This window comes from Arthrobacter sp. S2(2024) (genome assembly GCF_036662515.1).
In the GTDB taxonomy this organism is placed as follows: Bacteria; Actinomycetota; Actinomycetes; order Actinomycetales; family Micrococcaceae; genus Arthrobacter.
In genome coordinates this window covers 16,231-31,568 of sequence record NZ_JAYKZI010000006.1, presented here as the reverse complement: position 1 = coordinate 31,568, position 15,338 = coordinate 16,231, and the positions used below count along the sequence as shown (strand labels likewise).

Annotated in this window: 14 protein-coding genes; 5 read left to right on the top strand and 9 right to left on the bottom strand. The window is 64.5% G+C overall.

Translation table 11 applies throughout. From position 1 onward, the window contains the following. The first annotated feature begins 44 nt into the window (after positions 1–44). Entirely contained in the window at positions 45–743 is a 699-nt protein-coding gene (locus VLA65_RS13660) for a ThuA domain-containing protein (RefSeq protein WP_332602822.1), read from the top strand. Further along, a complete protein-coding gene (locus VLA65_RS13655) occupies positions 728–1,849 on the top strand; it encodes a Gfo/Idh/MocA family protein (RefSeq protein ID WP_284988912.1) in 1,122 nt (373 codons plus the stop codon). Before VLA65_RS13660 ends, VLA65_RS13655 begins: the two co-directional genes overlap by 16 nt. Here VLA65_RS13655 and VLA65_RS13650 read toward each other — a convergent pair. The 4 genes from VLA65_RS13650 to xylA all read right to left on the bottom strand — a co-directional run bounded on the left by VLA65_RS13650 (position 1,831) and on the right by xylA (position 6,905). Further along, a complete protein-coding gene (locus VLA65_RS13650; RefSeq protein WP_332602821.1) occupies positions 1,831–3,027 on the bottom strand; it encodes an ROK family transcriptional regulator in 1,197 nt (398 codons plus the stop codon). The genes VLA65_RS13655 and VLA65_RS13650 overlap by 19 nt on opposite strands. A 120-nt stretch (positions 3,028–3,147) precedes the next feature. Further along, positions 3,148–4,233 (bottom strand): Gfo/Idh/MocA family protein, encoded by a 1,086-nt coding sequence (locus VLA65_RS13645; RefSeq protein WP_307053178.1) that lies wholly within the window; start codon positions 4,231–4,233, stop codon positions 3,148–3,150. Then, a complete protein-coding gene (xylB, locus tag VLA65_RS13640; RefSeq protein ID WP_332602820.1) occupies positions 4,208–5,710 on the bottom strand; it encodes a xylulokinase in 1,503 nt (500 codons plus the stop codon). Before xylB ends, VLA65_RS13645 begins: the two co-directional genes overlap by 26 nt. A 4-nt stretch (positions 5,711–5,714) precedes the next feature. Further along, positions 5,715–6,905 (bottom strand): xylose isomerase, encoded by a 1,191-nt coding sequence (gene xylA / locus VLA65_RS13635; RefSeq protein WP_332602819.1) that lies wholly within the window; start codon positions 6,903–6,905, stop codon positions 5,715–5,717. 204 nt (positions 6,906–7,109) lie between these two features. Here xylA and VLA65_RS13630 point away from each other — a divergent pair, with 204 nt between their 5' ends. From VLA65_RS13630 to VLA65_RS13620, 3 genes are read left to right on the top strand one after another with little or no spacing between them, the layout of a single operon-like run. Beyond that, entirely contained in the window at positions 7,110–8,375 is a 1,266-nt protein-coding gene (locus VLA65_RS13630) for an FAD-binding protein (RefSeq protein ID WP_306964532.1), read from the top strand. Positions 8,376–8,385: 10 nt separating this feature from the next. Continuing rightward, positions 8,386–9,612, top strand: coding sequence for an ROK family protein (locus VLA65_RS13625; protein WP_059388778.1), 1,227 nt, complete (start codon positions 8,386–8,388; stop codon positions 9,610–9,612). After that, entirely contained in the window at positions 9,602–10,549 is a 948-nt protein-coding gene (locus VLA65_RS13620; protein WP_332602818.1) for an aldose 1-epimerase family protein, read from the top strand. The genes VLA65_RS13625 and VLA65_RS13620 overlap by 11 nt, the downstream gene beginning before the upstream one ends. 18 nt (positions 10,550–10,567) lie before the next feature. On the opposite strand, the gene VLA65_RS13615 is transcribed toward VLA65_RS13620, so the two are convergent. From VLA65_RS13615 to VLA65_RS13595, 5 genes are all read right to left on the bottom strand, one after another. After that, on the bottom strand, positions 10,568–11,755 hold the full coding sequence (locus VLA65_RS13615; RefSeq protein ID WP_332602817.1) for a 4-hydroxybenzoate 3-monooxygenase: 1,188 nt from the start codon (positions 11,753–11,755) through the stop codon (positions 10,568–10,570). A gap of 113 nt (positions 11,756–11,868) precedes the next feature. Further along, positions 11,869–12,621, bottom strand: coding sequence for an IclR family transcriptional regulator (locus tag VLA65_RS13610; protein ID WP_332602918.1), 753 nt, complete (start codon positions 12,619–12,621; stop codon positions 11,869–11,871). A 48-nt stretch (positions 12,622–12,669) separates the two neighbouring features. Beyond that, positions 12,670–13,233, bottom strand: a complete 564-nt coding sequence (locus tag VLA65_RS13605) for a hypothetical protein (protein WP_059388779.1) — start codon at positions 13,231–13,233, stop codon at positions 12,670–12,672. A 106-nt stretch (positions 13,234–13,339) separates the two neighbouring features. Then, positions 13,340–14,110: a GAF and ANTAR domain-containing protein gene (locus tag VLA65_RS13600; protein ID WP_284988978.1), complete on the bottom strand. Its 771-nt coding sequence runs from the start codon at positions 14,108–14,110 to the stop codon at positions 13,340–13,342. Positions 14,111–14,203: 93 nt separating this feature from the next. After that, entirely contained in the window at positions 14,204–15,253 is a 1,050-nt protein-coding gene (locus VLA65_RS13595; protein WP_253257332.1) for an FUSC family protein, read from the bottom strand. Positions 15,254–15,338 lie beyond the last annotated feature (85 nt).

Genomic DNA, 15,338 nt, shown 5'->3' with positions numbered 1-15,338 from the left:
TTTCATTTTCGGCTCTCCGGCCGTATTTCTCAGCAAAGGAAACCATGACTGACAAGAAGACTGCCCTGGTGGTCCGTGGCGGCTGGGATGGCCACCAGCCATTCGAAGCCACAGAACTCTTTATCCCCTTCCTCAAGGAGAACGGCTACGACGTCCGGGTGGAGGAATCCCCGAAGGTATATGCCGATTCGGCATATATGTCCGGCGTGGACCTGATCGTGCAATGCATGACCATGTCCACCATCGAGAAGGACGAATTCGAGGGGCTCCGTACCGCCGTCGAAAACGGCACGGGACTTGCCGGCTGGCACGGCGGCATCGCCGATTCCTACCGGAACAACTCGGACTACCTGCACATGATCGGCGGCCAGTTCGCCTGCCACCCCGGCAAACATCCGGACGAACGCATCGGCGAACAGCCGGACAACTACGTGCCGTACACCGTCAACATGGTCCCGGCTGCCGCGAGCCACCCCATCACCCAGGGAATCGGCGACTTCGATTTGGTCACCGAGCAGTACTGGGTCCTGTCTGACGACTACATCGACGTCCTCGCCACCACCACCCAGAAGGTCCGCGACTGGGACCAATGGAACCGGGAGGTCACCTCCCCTGCGATCTGGACCCGGCAGTGGGCCGAAGGACGGATCTTCGTCTGCACCCCGGGACACAGCGTGGAAATCCTCCAGGACAGCAACGTCCGCACCATCATCGAAAGGGGCATGCTGTGGGCAAGCCGCTAAGAGTAGGCATCATCGGCTGTGGCGCCATCATCGCCCAGTACCTCAAGAACTTCCGCCGGCTGGACGACATTGACCTGGTAGCCGTCGCGGACCTCGATCCCGCGCGCGCACAAGCGGTCGCGGATTCTTACGACGGCGTCCGCGCGGTGACCGTCGACGAGCTCCTGGCGGCGGACGACATCGAGCTCGTACTCAACCTCACCATTCCGGCCGCGCATGCGCCGATCGCATTGAGGGCCATCGCCGCCGGCAAGAGTGTCTATGGTGAGAAGCCGCTCGCTGCGACAACCGCCGAGGCACGGCAAGTGCTCGACGCGGCGCGGGAGGCCGGCGTCGTGGTCGGCTGCGCGCCGGATACGGTGCTCGGCACCGGGATCCAGACTGCCCGCAAAGCGATCGACGACGGCCTGATCGGTGCGCCGATCTCGGCCACGGCAACCATGGTGACACCGGGACACGAGCGCTGGCATCCCAACCCGGACTTCTACTACCAGCCCGGCGGCGGACCGCTGCTGGACATGGGTCCCTACTACGTGAGCGCCCTGGTCACGCTATTGGGCCCGGTGGTCTCGGTCATTGGTGCCGCAAGCCACACACGGGACACGCGCACCATTGGTTCAGGACCGCGGGAGGGCGAGGTGATTCCGGTGACCATCGATTCGCACGTGACCGGGGTCCTGGTCCACGCCTCCGGCGCCCTGTCCACGCTGGTGATGAGCTTCGACGCGGTGAAGACCAAGTCGGCCAACATCGAGATCCACGGTTCGGCGGGATCTCTTGTTGTTCCTGATCCGAACCACTTCGACGGCGACGTCCAGCTCTTTACGCTTGGCGCCGACTCCTGGCAGACCCTTCCGATCTCGGCCGGCTACATCGATTCGGGCAGGGGCTTCGGCATCGCCGACCTCGCCGCAACCCCGGCCGGGGTCGAACCACGCGCTGGCGGCCAATTGGCGTTCCATGCGCTTGAGGTCATGGAATCTGTGCTGGCATCTGCCCACAGTGGTTCAGCGGTCTCGATCGAAAGCACGGTTGCGCGGCCGGCCCTCGTGGAACTGACAGCCTTGGCGGCCCCGCTCGCGGAAGTTCAGGGAATCAGTTCGTAGGCCTGGCTCAATATTCTCCGGACTGCGGTTGCTGCGGCGCCCCTGAGGGCCCCCGTCTGCCCCAGTCCGGAGAACGCCAGGTTTCCTTCCGGGATCAGTCCCGGTGCGTGGTGGTCCAAGCTCCGGCGCAGCGCAGGAGCGATCCACTCCTCGAGTACGGCGAAATGACCGCCCAGCACGACGGCGGAAATGTTCGCCACCCGCGCCGTCGAGGCAATCGCGATTCCTAGGTAGTGCCCGGCCTGTTCCACCGCTGAAACCGCGCTCCTATCTCCGTCGGCAAGGCGGCTCAGCAGGTATTCCATGTGCTTTGGAGTCGCATCCTGATGTATTCCACCTGCAGAATATATGGCGTCTTGGCCCGCGAACGTCTCAAGGCAACCGTGGCCGCCGCAGGCGCACAACGGGCCGTCGGGATGCACCACCACATGCCCGATCTCACCGGCATGGCCGTGCGGGCCGGCGAAAAGCCGGGAATCTATGACCAGCCCTCCACCGACGCCCACTTCGCCGGAAATGTAGAGGAAGTCAGGGAAGCGGTCGCCGTGGCCAAACCAGAGTTCCGCGAGCGCGGCGCTATTGGCCTCGTTGGAGAGGGTCACTCCGAAGGGGGCTGCGGGCAGGAGCCTGGGCAGCTCTTCGGAGAGTCCGACGTCGGCCCAGCCCAGGTTCGGCGCGGCCAGCACCACGTTGCGTTCCGTATCCACCAAGCCGGGCACGGTCAATTCCCCACCAAGAAGTTCGACGCCGTCGCCCGCCGCCTGTGTTGCCGCCCGCTGCGCCATGGCGACGAGGAGCGGCAGGATGTCGGAGGGCAGGCTTCCGCGGTTATGCCGTTCAAGGGTCTCGTGGAAGACCAGTTCCCCTGCGAAGTCCAGGACTCCCACCGCGAGGTAGTCCACATTGATTTCCGCGGCCAAAGCGCCGCGGGCCGGATTGAGGACGAGACCGGTTCCGGGCCGTCCGCGTTCGCCGTCGCGGGTGACACTTGTTTCCCGCACCAGGCCGGATTCGAGCAAGTCGGTGACCAGGCTCGAAACGGAGGCCTTCGTCAGGCCGCTTTCCACGGCAAGCTGCGCGCGCGTGGCCCCGCCGTTCCCCTGGATGCCTGCGAGGACAAGCGCAAGGTTCTGCCTGCGGACATCGCCCACTCTTCCCGGCGACGGCGTGGCGGGCATGTTTCCTCCAGGATCCTGTTTTGACTGCGTGACTTACATCATCATTCAGGGATCGGAGGTTGCTGGCTATTTCGACCGGGCCGTGCCGCGCTGGTCACTTGCCGAGGCGCTGCCCTGCCCCTAGTCCCCCGGGTAGCTGATTCCCGCTTGCCTGCGTGCTTCATCCAGCAGGGACATGGTGGTCAGGGTATCCGCCAACGGCATCGTGGGGCACTCGAGCAGGCCCAGCTGCAGGCAACGAATCACTTCGCGCAACTGGTAGGTGTAGCCATGGCCGACCGGGGTGAATTTCTCCAGCCGTTGCTCGCCGGAGCTGGAGGTGATGGTCAACTCCGTCGGATTGAACAGCGGTGCGTTGGATCGGAGCATCCCCTTCGTGCCGCATATGGTGGCCGTTTGGGGGGTGGCCGAGGTCAAAGAGGTCATGGCCTGGACCTGCGCCCCGGAAGGATAGGACAGTGTCAGTGCGGTCTCGGAATCCACTCCGCCGTCAGTCAGATGCGCCGTGGCCGTCAACGATTCCGGGCGTCCTAGGCTGATCAGCGCCCATGTCAGGGGATAGACACCAACGTCCATCAGGGCACCTCCCCCGTCGTCGAGCCTCCACAGCCGGGATTCTGGATTGTACGGCGCCGGAAACCCGAGGTCAGCTTGCAGCCACCGGATCTCGCCGAGTTCGCCGGATGCGATGATTTCCGCCGCCCGTTGCACGCTGGGCAGGAACCGGGTCCACACTGCTTCCATCAGGAACAGGCTTTTCTCCCGGGCCAGCCGAACCAGGACCTCTGCTTCACGGGCGTTGATGGTCAGCGGCTTCTCGCACAACACGTGCTTCCCCGCTTCGAGGGCCGCCTTCGCCGCCGAGAAATGACTCGTGTGAGGGGTTGCCACATACACGACGTCCACCGCGGGATCCTGGAGGAGCCGCTGGTACCCCGGAAGCCCGCCGTCGTCGCCGTAGGCGCTCTGGAAGCCGTGCTCGGAAGCAAACGCGTCCGCGTTTTCCTGGGTCCGGGAACTGACGGACTGCAAAACGGCGTCGGGAAGGAGCGCGAGGTCGCTGACGACCGTGGAGGCGATCCGTCCGGTGGAAATGACTCCCCACCGGACGGGACTGCCCGATGCGGGCACCGGATCCTGGTTCAGGGAATCAAGAAGCGGTGTCCTGATGAGCAGCGATTCAGTTGCCGGCGTCAACGCGGGCACTGACCTTCCTGTAGTTCTGCCCGATCGAATCCCGGAAGTCCGGCTCGGGTGTGGCGTCGAGGGCCACGGGCCAATCCGGGCGGTAGCCTGCGAGCGCCCACGCCGCCTGCACGGCTGCACCGCGGGCAACGTATTCGCCCGGGCTCGGAATCACGACAGGCAGGTCGAATACCTGAGCCGCTATCCGTTGCACGGCAGGATTCTGTACCGCGCCCCCGATCAACTGCAACCGTTCCGCACGGACACCCTGGTCACGCAGCGCGTCCAGGCCTCCGGCGAGTCCACACAGCATGCCTTCGATGGCGGCCCGGGCGATATTCGGCCGGGTGGTGGAGGCGATGCTGAGGCCGTGGAAACTGGCCTTCGCGTGAGGCAGATTGGGAGTCCGTTCCCCTTCGAAATACGGCACCAGCACCACGCCTCCCGAGCCAGGCTCAGCTTCAAGGGCGAGCCTGGACAGCCCGTCGAAGTCGACGCCGAGCACTGCGGCTACCGAGCTGAGCACGCGGGCGGCGTTCAAGGTCACTGCGATGGGCAAATACTCGCCGCTCGCATCGGCGAAGCCCGCCACGGTCCCGCTCGCATCATGTCCGGGTGAAGAGTCGACGGCGAACACGGTGCCGCTGGTGCCCACGGACACGACGACGTCGCCGGGTTTGGCTCCGAGCCCAAGCGCGGCGGCGGCATTGTCCCCCGCCCCGACGCCGAGCAGGATCCCGCCGCCCAACGCTTCGCTTGCGCCACGGCCCCCGAAACACGCCGGGTGCACGCGGCCCGCGGTTTCGCCCGGACCTAGCACCCGGGGAAGAACGACGACGCCGGGCGCCGCCGTCGTCGTCCCGCCCGAGGCTTCCCGGGCGTCCTGGCCGAACGCCAGTTTGAACAAGTCCAGATCGTAGCGTCCGGTCAGCGGGCTCCAATAGCCGGTGCCGCTGGCGTCCGAACGGTCAGTGGTGAGTTCGTCCAGGTCCGGCCCCAGCGGGCTGGAGCCCGCCGGACCGTAACCGCGGAGACGCCACGTGAGCCAGTCGTGGGGGAGCGCGACGGCGGCCACCCGAGCCATGCTTTCGGGTTCGTGGTCCCTAATCCAGCGGATTTTCGTGATCGTGAACGAAGCCACCGGAACCAGGCCGGTCCGCCGGGCGAAGTCCTCCGCCCCCACTTCGGCGGTGAGATCTTCCGCCGACCCGGCCGAGCGAGTGTCATTCCACAGCAGCGCCGGCCGCACCACATTGCCCTCGAGGTCCAGCAGCACCATCCCGTGCTGCTGGCCCCCTACGGACAGTGCGCTGACATCGGCCAGGCCGCCGGCGTCGCCGAACGCTTCGGACAGCGCCCGCCACCACTCGTCCGGATGGACTTCCGTTCCATCCGGGTGGCTCGCGCGGCCCGCACGCACGAGCGCACCGCTTTCCGCGTCCAAGACCACCACTTTGCAGCTTTGGGTAGAGGAATCAACCCCGGCAACCAGTGTCATGAGGTCAGCGCGCTCCGAGGAGGTGCTCGATGAAGAGCTGCTGGAGCTTCACGAACCCAAAGCCCTTGCCGCCGAAGTAGGCATCGGCGTCGAAGTCCTCGTACGCGGACTTGTCCGCACGCAACTGCTCGTAACCTTCGCCCGGGTTCAGGGTGGGTTCGTTGATTTCTGCCACGCGGGACGTCTGGAGGGCCTCCTGGACCTCGGGGTCGGCGCGGAATGCCTTGGCGCGCTCCTTGAGCAGCAGGTAGGTCTGCATGTTCGCGGCCGCAGAGTCCCACACGCCGTCGATGTCCTCGGTGCGGCTGGGCTTGTAGTCGAAGTGGCGCGGACCGTCGTAGGCGGGGCCGCCGTCGGGACCGCCGTTTTCGAGCAAGTCAACCAAGGAGAAAGCGTTCTGCAGGTCACCGTGGCCAAACACCAGGTCCTGGTCGAACTTGATGCTGCGCTGGCCGTTGAGGTCGATGTGGAAGAGCTTGCCCTGGTACAGGGCCTGGGCGATGCCGTGCGTGAAGTTCAGGCCCGCCATCTGCTCGTGGCCGGTCTCGGGGTTGATGCCCACGAGCTCCGGGCGTTCCAGGGTTTCGATGAAGGCTAGGGCGTGGCCCAGGGTGGGGAGCAGGATGTCGCCGCGAGGTTCGTTCGGCTTCGGTTCAATCGCGAAGCGGATGTTGTACCCCTTGTCCGTGACGTAGTCGCCCAACAGGTTCACGGCCTCGCGGTAACGCTCGAGCGCGCCGCGGATGTCCTTGGCGGCGTCGTATTCGCTGCCTTCACGGCCGCCCCACATGACGAACGTTTCGGCGCCGAGTTCTGCGGCGAGATCGATGTTGTCCAGCACCTTGCGCAGGGCAAAGCGGCGGACGCCGCGATCGTTGCTCGTGAAACCGCCGTCCTTGAAGACGGGGTGGCTGAACAGGTTGGTGGTGACCATGGGAACGATCATCCCCGTGGCTTTGAGCGCACCCTGCAAGCGGTCGATTTCGCGCTGGCGATCAGCAGCCGAGCAGCCGAAGGGGAACAGGTCATTGTCGTGGAAAGTGATGCCGTAGGCGCCAAGGTCGCTGAGTCGGTTGACGGCTTCCACGGTGTCCAGGGGAGGGCGGGTGGCCGAACCGAACTGGTCCTGCGCCTCCCAACCGACGGTCCAAAGACCGAACGAGAACTTGTCTTCACGGGTGGGCTGAATCGTCATTGAGTGCTCCGGGTAGTCGAAAGGGGTTTGTTTCGCTATCCAACATATTATGAATTCCTGTGATGTCAACCACGTGAAGCCAACAAAGTTTTTTCATCCCCTCAAGGAAAAGTCAGGAAAAGATCTGGCGCATGGGCCATTCAGCCGTTATGTTGTTGTGGACATCAAATAAGGCCGTCGAGCCCTCGAACGAAGGATTCAACCGTGACTGATCAGCTGGTGGCGGAACGCAACTGGGCAGGAAACTACAGCTACCAGGCACCGCAACTCGCCCATCCCGCCAGCGTGGAGGAGCTACAAGGTCTCGTGGCAGGCGCCCAGAAGGTCCGTGCGCTTGGCTCCAGGCATTCCTTCAACTCCATTGCGGACACGGCCGGTACCCTCGTGGTGCTGGACCAGCTGGATCCGGGCATCAGCGTGGATGCGGCGAACATGACCGTCACCGTGAGCGGTGGCACGCGGTACGGGACCCTGGCGGCAGAACTCCAGCGCCAAGGCTTCGCCCTTCACAACCTCGCCTCGCTCCCCCACATTTCGGTTGCAGGAGCTGTCTCCACCGCCACGCACGGCTCCGGTGATGCCAATGGCAACCTTGCCAGCGCCGTCGCGGGCCTTGAACTGGTCACCGCGGACGGCAGCATTCTCAGCGTGCGCCGCGGCGACGAGGATTTCGACGGAATGGTGGTGGGACTCGGCGCACTCGGCATCGTCACCAAACTGACCCTGGACATCCAGCCAACCTTCGACGTCGCCCAGAACGTGTTCGAAAACCTCAACTGGGACCTCGTCCTGGAAAACTTCGACCAGATAACCTCCTCCGCGTATAGCGTCAGCCTGTTCACCGATTGGAGCGGAGAGACGGTGGGCCAAGCGTGGCTCAAGAGGCGCGGCGGCGATGCGGCCGCGGAAACGTCGGATTTCTTCGGCGGAACCCCGGCAACAGAAGCCCGGCACCCCCTTCCCGGCGTGTCAGGCAGCAACTGCACGCAGCAGCTCGGCATGGCCGGGCCGTGGTCCGACCGGCTGGCCCATTTCAGGATGGAATTCACACCGAGCCAAGGCGACGAGTTGCAGAGCGAGTACCTCATCCCCCGTGAACACGCCGTGGACGCCCTCCGCACCATGCGCCGGCTCTCCGACGTCGTGACTCCCCTGCTGCTGGTTGGCGAAATCCGCACGGTGGCCGCCGACCAGCTCTGGCTGAGCGCCAACTACGGCCGCGACGGCATCGGCTTGCACTTCACGTGGCGCCAGGACCAGCCGGCCGTCGAAGCCATCCTGCCGCTGCTTGAGGCGGAACTGGGTCCGTTCGCGGCGAGGCCGCACTGGGGCAAGCTGTTCGACGCCGGTGCTGCCGTCGTCGCGCCCTTGTACCCTCGCTTCAACGACTTCATCGCCCTGGCTGAACGCCTCGATCCGTCCGGAAAGTTCCGCAACGACTTCCTGGACCGAACGGTGTTTGGGAGCTGATATTGTCGCGATGATGCCCTCCCCCACCCGAAATCCCGTCACCGCCAGCGAGCCCGATCCGTCACGGCGAAACAACCTGGCGCTGCTGACCTCCCTTGTCCACCACAACGGTGTACTCAGTCGTGCCCAGCTGACCAAGCGGACAGGCCTGAACCGGTCCACGGTAGGGGCGTTGATAGGGCAACTCGTGAACTTGGAAGTGGTGTATGAGACGGCGCCCTCCGGCGAAGCGCAGGTGGGCAGGCCCAGCCCGATCGTCCATCCCCGGCCGTCCATAGCTGCCCTTGCGGTCAACCCGGAGATCGATGCTGTCACCATCGGTCTTGTGGGCCTCGGGGGGAAGGTCCAGAAGAAGATCCGTTTCGACACCGAGCGGATCCCGACGGCCAAAGAAGCCGTGAACATCGCGGCGGCCGTCATCGAGGGAATGCGGTCGGAGCTCGACACGTCGTACCAGGTCATGGGCGTGGGCATCGCAGTGCCCGGGCTCGTCAACCGGGGCGACGGCGTGGTCCGGCACGCCCCGCATCTGGGCTGGCGCGATGAACCCATAGCCCGAATGCTCGGCGAAGCTACCGGATACCCCTGCCACGCGGCCAACGACGCATCGCTCGGCGCCGAGGGTGAACTCCTTTTCGGCGCCGGCGCGGGCCAAAGGAACCTGATCTTCCTCAACGGTGGCGCCAGCGGCATCGGCGGCGGAATCATCGCTGACGGGGAATTGCTTCGCGGGACATCCGGCTACGCCGGGGAACTTGGACATACCTTTGTCCGCTCGACCGGCAAACCTTGCCATTGCGGGGCCGCAGGCTGCCTCGAGACCGAAGTCTCGCAGTCCTCGCTTTTTGAACTGGCCGGGATCGGCGGTGGGGATGCGGGTGAACTCGAGCAAGCGCTTCGCCGGAACAGCAGCGAAGCGGTGGGCGCCGAAGTGGCACGCCAGCTTGAGTATCTTGGCATCGCCTTGCGGAATGCGGTGAACATTTTCAACCCTGAAGCGATCGTCCTGGATGGCTTCCTCGGCGTCTTGCACGCCCTGTCTCCCGGGACATTGGACAGCTCGCTGCGATCCCAGGCGATGGACGGACCGGCTGGCCAGGTAAAGATCTACCGGGCCGCCCTCGGCTCGGATCTCATGATGATCGGAGCCGCGGAACTGGCCTTCGCACAGTTCCTCGCGGATCCGGCCGGCGCCTTAGCTGCGCTTCCTCTTAGCAAGGTCGACTATGTCTACTGACAATTCGCCCATGGGCGAACATTTCGAACTCACGGCCAGCATCGGCGGCCGCATCCAGCGCGCCGTCGTCACGGAAATCGCCGCCAGCCTGCGGGAGCTCGACGTCGACGGCGTGGCCCTGGTCCAGGACTATCCCGCCGATGCCCAACCGCCATGGTGCGCGGGCTGGGTCCTGGTCCCGTGGCCCAACCGGGTGGCTGGCGGCACATGGAGCTACGACGGCGTCACCCGACAACTCGACATCACCGAGCCGGACAACGGCAATGCTTTGCATGGATTGCTGACGCACACTCCATACGGGGTCAGTGCCCGGACCGCTGACAGCATTACGCTCGACGCCGGCATCTCGCCGCAAGCTGGGTACCCCTTCGAGCTGTCGACGTCGGTCCGTTATCAACTCGTGGAGGACGGGCTGCTTGTCACCCACCGCCTGGAAAACACGGGCCACCGGTCCGCGCCCGTCGCGCTCGGCGCCCATCCTTTCCTCCGGCTGGGCAGCGTGCCGACGGACGAACTCACGCTCTATATCAACGCCGCTACCCACATCGAGGTGGACGAACGCCTGAACCCCAGCGGAATCACCACGGACGTCGCCGGAACCACGAACGACTTCCGCACAGGCCAGCTGGTTGGTTCAGTTGACCTCGACGACGCCTGGAGCGATGTCCACCGCGAGGACGACGGAAGCTCGGTGCACTACCTCGAAGCGCCCGACGGCAGCCAAGTCCAAATGTTCATGGATGCCTCCTTCGGCTACGTCCAGGCCTTCACTACCACGGACTTCGCCACCGACGGCGGTATGGTGACCGCCGTCGCGGTTGAACCGATGACTGCGCCCGCCGATGCCTTCAATAGTGGCGAAGGCCTGCGCTGGCTGGAACCCGGGGAGGCCTGGGAGCCCAGCTGGGGCATCCGGTACGTGACGACGCGCGAGTAGCCAGCCGCGCGTCGCCGGCTACTTCCCCGTCGGCCACCCCGTGTACGACTCCGCAAGGTGGGCACGGGCGTGCCGGGACGAGACCACGGAGTGGAGCTCGCCGAGCTGGCGCGCGCGTCCGAAGTCGTCCGATCCAGGAGCGGTATGCAGCATGGACGTCATCCAGTAGGAGAAGTGCTGGGCTTTCCAGACGCGTTCCAGGGCGCGGTCGCTGTAGGACTCGAGCAGGCCGTTGGAACCGTTCGAGTAGAAGGACTCCAGGCCTTCGAAGAGCACCTTGACGTCATGGAGCGCCAAATTGAGGCCCTTGGCACCGGTCGGCGGGACGGTGTGCGCGGCGTCGCCGGCCAGGAACAGGTTCCCGTGGCGCATCGGAGTGTGGACGAAGCTGCGGAACGGCAGGACCATCTTCTCCAGGACCGGCCCTTCCTTGAGCTCAAAGCCGTTCCCGTTGACGCGTTTGCGGAATTCGGACCAGATGCGCTCATCGTCCCAATCCGCCACGTTTTCCTTGGGATCGCACTGGAAGTACATGCGCTGCACAGTCTCCGTGCGCTGGCTGATCAGGGCGAAGCCGTTCGCTGAGTTGGCGTAGATCAGTTCGTCCGAGCTGCGCGGGGCCTGGGCGAGGATGCCGAACCAGGCGAAGGGGTATTCGTGAAAGTACCATTTCCGGTCGGCCTCGGGGATCTGGAAGCGGCAGTGGCTGCGGGAACCATCCGCGCCCACCAGGAAGTCCGCCTGGATCTCGAATTCCTGGCCCTCGGCGTCGGTGAACCAGACTTTCGGCTTGCCTTCGAAGTCATGGACGGTGGTGTCCGTGACGCTGTACCGGACGTCGCCGCCATCGTCCTTGCGCCGTGCAGCGAGGTCGAGGAAGACGTCCGTCTGCGGGTACAGCCAGACCGATTCCCCCACGAGCCCCTTGAAATCGATCCGGTGGCTTTCACCGTTGAACCGCAGTTCGATCCCGTCATGCCTGTCGCCGTCGCGCAGCACGCGGTCCGAAACCCCGCTGTCCACGAGCAGGTTCACGGAGCCGTGTTCCAGGATGCCCGCACGGACGGTTTCGGCGATCTCCTGATGGCTGCGGACCTCGATGACGGTGGATTCGATCCCCGCTGTGGCCAGCAAGTGGGAGAGCATGAGGCCGGCCGGGCCGGCGCCCATGATGGCCACCTGGGTGGTAATGGGCTTGCGTGCCATGGTGTTCCTCGCTTCATTGCGGAACCGCGCCTAAGGGCCGCGGTGGTTCTGCTGATCAGTGTGACCCCCGCCGCATCGTCGGCGTTAGACGAATTCCGTTCAACGGAAAACCCTTAAGTGTTCCGCTGCTCCCCGAGCTGGCGCCCGATTCCGCGGGCCGCCGTCTGCAGCGCCGGCACCAACGCCTGCAGGCGCATTTCGGCGAGGGGAACCACCACACCGAGCGCCGCCACCGTGCGCCGCTTGCCGTCCGCGACCGGCACCGCGATTCCCCAAGTGTCCGGATCCACGACGCCCGCGAGCTGCGCGTACCCCTGCTGGGCGGTTTCAGCCAAAAGGTGACGGACGACGTCGGCCGTCACCTTTCCAGCTGGGTCGCTGAACTGTTTGAGGTAATCGGCCTGCTTTTCCCGCGGCTGGCTGGCCATTAACGCCAGCCCGGCCGAAGAAATGTGAACGGGCATCCGGCCGGCAACGCGGGCACGGTTGGCCACGGATCCCCGGCGGGACAGCCGCTCCACGAACAACGCTTCCCAACCATCGAGCACGGCAAGGTTCACGTTCTGGTTCAGGACCTGCTGGATATCCTCCATGAACGGCAGGGCCGCTTGCCGGAGGGCCAAGGTGGGTGAATTCCGGTTGACGAGTTCCCATAGCCGCAGGCCCAGGCGGACATCTCCGCCAGCAGCCAGATCCAGGAGACCGTGGTCGGCGAGCTGCCGGACCAGGCGATGGGCACTCGTGAGCGGCAAGCCGGCAGTCTCCGCGAGTTCGGAAAGACGCAGTGACGTGGATCCTTCGGGGAATGCCTCGATAATCCGGACGATGCGGTCCACGACGGAATCACCGGATGCCGAGTTGGCCACTGCGCTTTCCCCATTTCCCACGGATTCCATTCAATGGTGGGCTCAAGTTTACTGCGGTTCAGCGGGATCCGCAGGGGCATGCTTGGTTTCCCGGCGCGAAATCTCCAAGCCGATCGCGTCGTAGTGCGCCAGCACTACCGGCGAGGCGGATGTACCGGGCTGGTCCAGCAGGCCAAACGCGAAATCGCTGGCAGCAAGAAGTTCTTCATCGGAGCATTTGTCCAGCGGTTGGAGTCCCGCCGCGTCGATTGAGGCTGCGAATTCGCCGGTGATTTCAATCGATTTCGTTCCCGCCGCGGCCCCGAAACCGGGACTGGCAGGCTTGTCCGTGAATTCCAGGGAAACGCCGGATCCGGTGGGCAGGCCAACTTCGGTGGCTCCGCCGTCGATCGCATTGAGATCGTTGCGGAGTCCCGCTAGTGCCTGCGATTCGACAATCGCGGCGTGCGAAAAGCCGACTCTGATGTGGGAGGTGATGCCCATTCGGCGAATCCGGCGAACAATGTGAACCAGCGCGGAGCGGGAGTCCTGATTCAGGCTCCCCCGCACGTCGATCTCGACAGCGTCGGTGGAAACATCAAACTTTACAAGGGCGTGCAATCTACGGTCCATAGGTACTCCAAAAGAGGCGTCTATGGCCGACGGCTCAACCTCAAGAAGCCTATCCTCCGGAACCCTCGTTGTACACCCCGCGAGTCGACCGACGAGCGGGCCCGCCTCACCCGGCCCGGCTGCGGCCCGGCTCCTGGGCGGGCTCTTCGAAGTGGGTCAGGGTGCCCGCTGCGTCAACGGAGTCCACCAAGGACGTGGCGATATCGCGCAATTTCACGTTGCGATTGCTCGAGGCCTCCGTGAGAATCCGGACAGCGTCCTCCTGGCTGCAGCGGCTCTGTGCCATGACAATTCCAACGGCGATATCGATCACTGTGCGGGACTCCATGGCCGCCCGGAGATTCTTTGCGCTGTCTGCATGGAGGGCGAACCTGATAGCGAGACGCAAGGCCTGCGACACCTCACGGGTATATCCGCGGGCCCGATCAGCAGCCCGTTCGTCGAACTTGTACGGGGCCTCGGAGTACAGGTTGAGCGCTGCTTTGGCCTCTCCCTCCAGATTGAAGGGCAACGACAACACCGACCTCAGTCCGTGCGACGCAACGGCACTCGCATAGTCGGGACCCCAGCGGTTCTCTTCAAGAAGATCCGGGACGTGGACTTCCCTTTCCTCTTCGGCAGCCGTCAAACATGGCCCCTGGGCCAAGGAATACTGGATCTCGTCCACTTCGCGGGCCGCATCACTGCTCCAACCAATCGTGAGTGCCTTCCGCTCGCGCAGCAGCGTGATCCCACAGAGCGCGTCATCGCCGTCGCCCGCCATCTGGTGGGCAGAAAACCGCGCCAGCTCGTTGAGGAATTCCTCGAAGTCGGCACTCTCCAGGATCAGGTTCTGGATTCGGTCGATGGTGGTCAAAGTGTTATCTGCAGGAAGCATGGCGCGTTCTCCCGGTGAATATGCTGATTGGGGCATGTGGAAACAATAAGTCCCTTTACATAAGGTCCCACACGGTCGCCAATTGGGAAACGCCTAGCCGGAAGTGAGTTCCCTGACCCGGGACCATGCCGCAGGCGCCAATACCACCGCGACGCCGACGGCGGCCCCGATCACGGTCTCCACAATGCGGTCCCGCAGCAGGAGCGCGGGCGGAACGTTGGCAACCAGCAAAGTGGAAATGAGCGCGAGCGGTGTGACGAATATCTGCGCCACGAGATATTGGCGCGTAATGAAGAGCTCTGCTCCGAACTGGCATGCGGCAATCACCAACACCATCTGCCATGGCGCCGGGCCGAGCCAGAGGATTCCGGCCAACACCAGCAAACCGAGCAATGTCCCCACGATCCTCTGGATTCCCCGTTGCACCCGATGCCGGGTACTGCGCCCAACCAGGGGAACTACTGCCGCCACCATGGCCCAATAGCCGTGTCCGAATCCGAGCCACTGCCCAACCAAAGTAGCAAGCGTTCCGGCTAGCCCGGCAGCCACGAAGTAGCCCAGGCCTTCCAGCCAAGCTGCCCGGATTTCCTGGGGCAGCAACCGGTCCGCAGCCGGTCGCTTCCATGGTGTCCGGTGGCTCGGGACTACCCGCGCCGACATTCCGATCAGCAACGCCAACACGGCAGTCAAAACCGCCGCCAACATCCCTTCCCAGAGCGGGGGCTGCTGGGGAACGGAGGCGATCGCGGCGAAAGCGAAAATATGGAAGAGCGAACCTGCCGGGCGAAGCCTCCACAGCGCGGTCACCACGGAGCAAAATGCGGCAACCAATGTGGTGCCTAGCGTGAGGATCCACAGGTACGCGTCCGAGCCCTGGCCAACCCGGGCGGTCAGGGTGGCGAGCAGGATGATGCCGAGGAGCAACGAACCGGCACGGAGCTGGCTTCGAAAACGGTGGCTGTGGGGCTCGTTACGGCCGTAGATATTCGTGAACGCCGCAAAGCTGGCGAAGACCACAAGGTCCAGCCGTCCGAACAACACGAGGGTGATCAACGGCAGGAAGACGCCCACCGCGCAGCGCACAGCCGGGTGATGGTCCTTGTTGCCGGGACCGATCCTGAACATCTCTGCCAGGGCGTTCAATGGCTTGCCTGCCTCTTTGCTTCTCTTGAGCGCCGAACTGCTCAACTAATCCCCACCGCCACCCTCGCCTCGCAAGCTCGGCCAG

Coding starts and splice junctions, on each gene's coding strand:
- xylA (WP_332602819.1), bottom strand. CDS start 6,905: ATGACGATTCAGCCCACCCGTGAAGACAAGTTCTCGTTCGGTCTTTGG.
- VLA65_RS13605 (WP_059388779.1), bottom strand. CDS start 13,233: ATGGACCGTAGATTGCACGCCCTTGTAAAGTTTGATGTTTCCACCGAC.
- VLA65_RS13620 (WP_332602818.1), top strand. CDS start 9,602: ATGTCTACTGACAATTCGCCCATGGGCGAACATTTCGAACTCACGGCC.
- VLA65_RS13615 (WP_332602817.1), bottom strand. CDS start 11,755: ATGGCACGCAAGCCCATTACCACCCAGGTGGCCATCATGGGCGCCGGC.
- VLA65_RS13600 (WP_284988978.1), bottom strand. CDS start 14,110: ATGCTTCCTGCAGATAACACTTTGACCACCATCGACCGAATCCAGAAC.
- xylB (WP_332602820.1), bottom strand. CDS start 5,710: ATGACACTGGTTGCCGGGGTTGATTCCTCTACCCAAAGCTGCAAAGTG.
- VLA65_RS13650 (WP_332602821.1), bottom strand. CDS start 3,027: ATGCCCGCCACGCCGTCGCCGGGAAGAGTGGGCGATGTCCGCAGGCAG.
- VLA65_RS13660 (WP_332602822.1), top strand. CDS start 45: ATGACTGACAAGAAGACTGCCCTGGTGGTCCGTGGCGGCTGGGATGGC.
- VLA65_RS13625 (WP_059388778.1), top strand. CDS start 8,386: ATGATGCCCTCCCCCACCCGAAATCCCGTCACCGCCAGCGAGCCCGAT.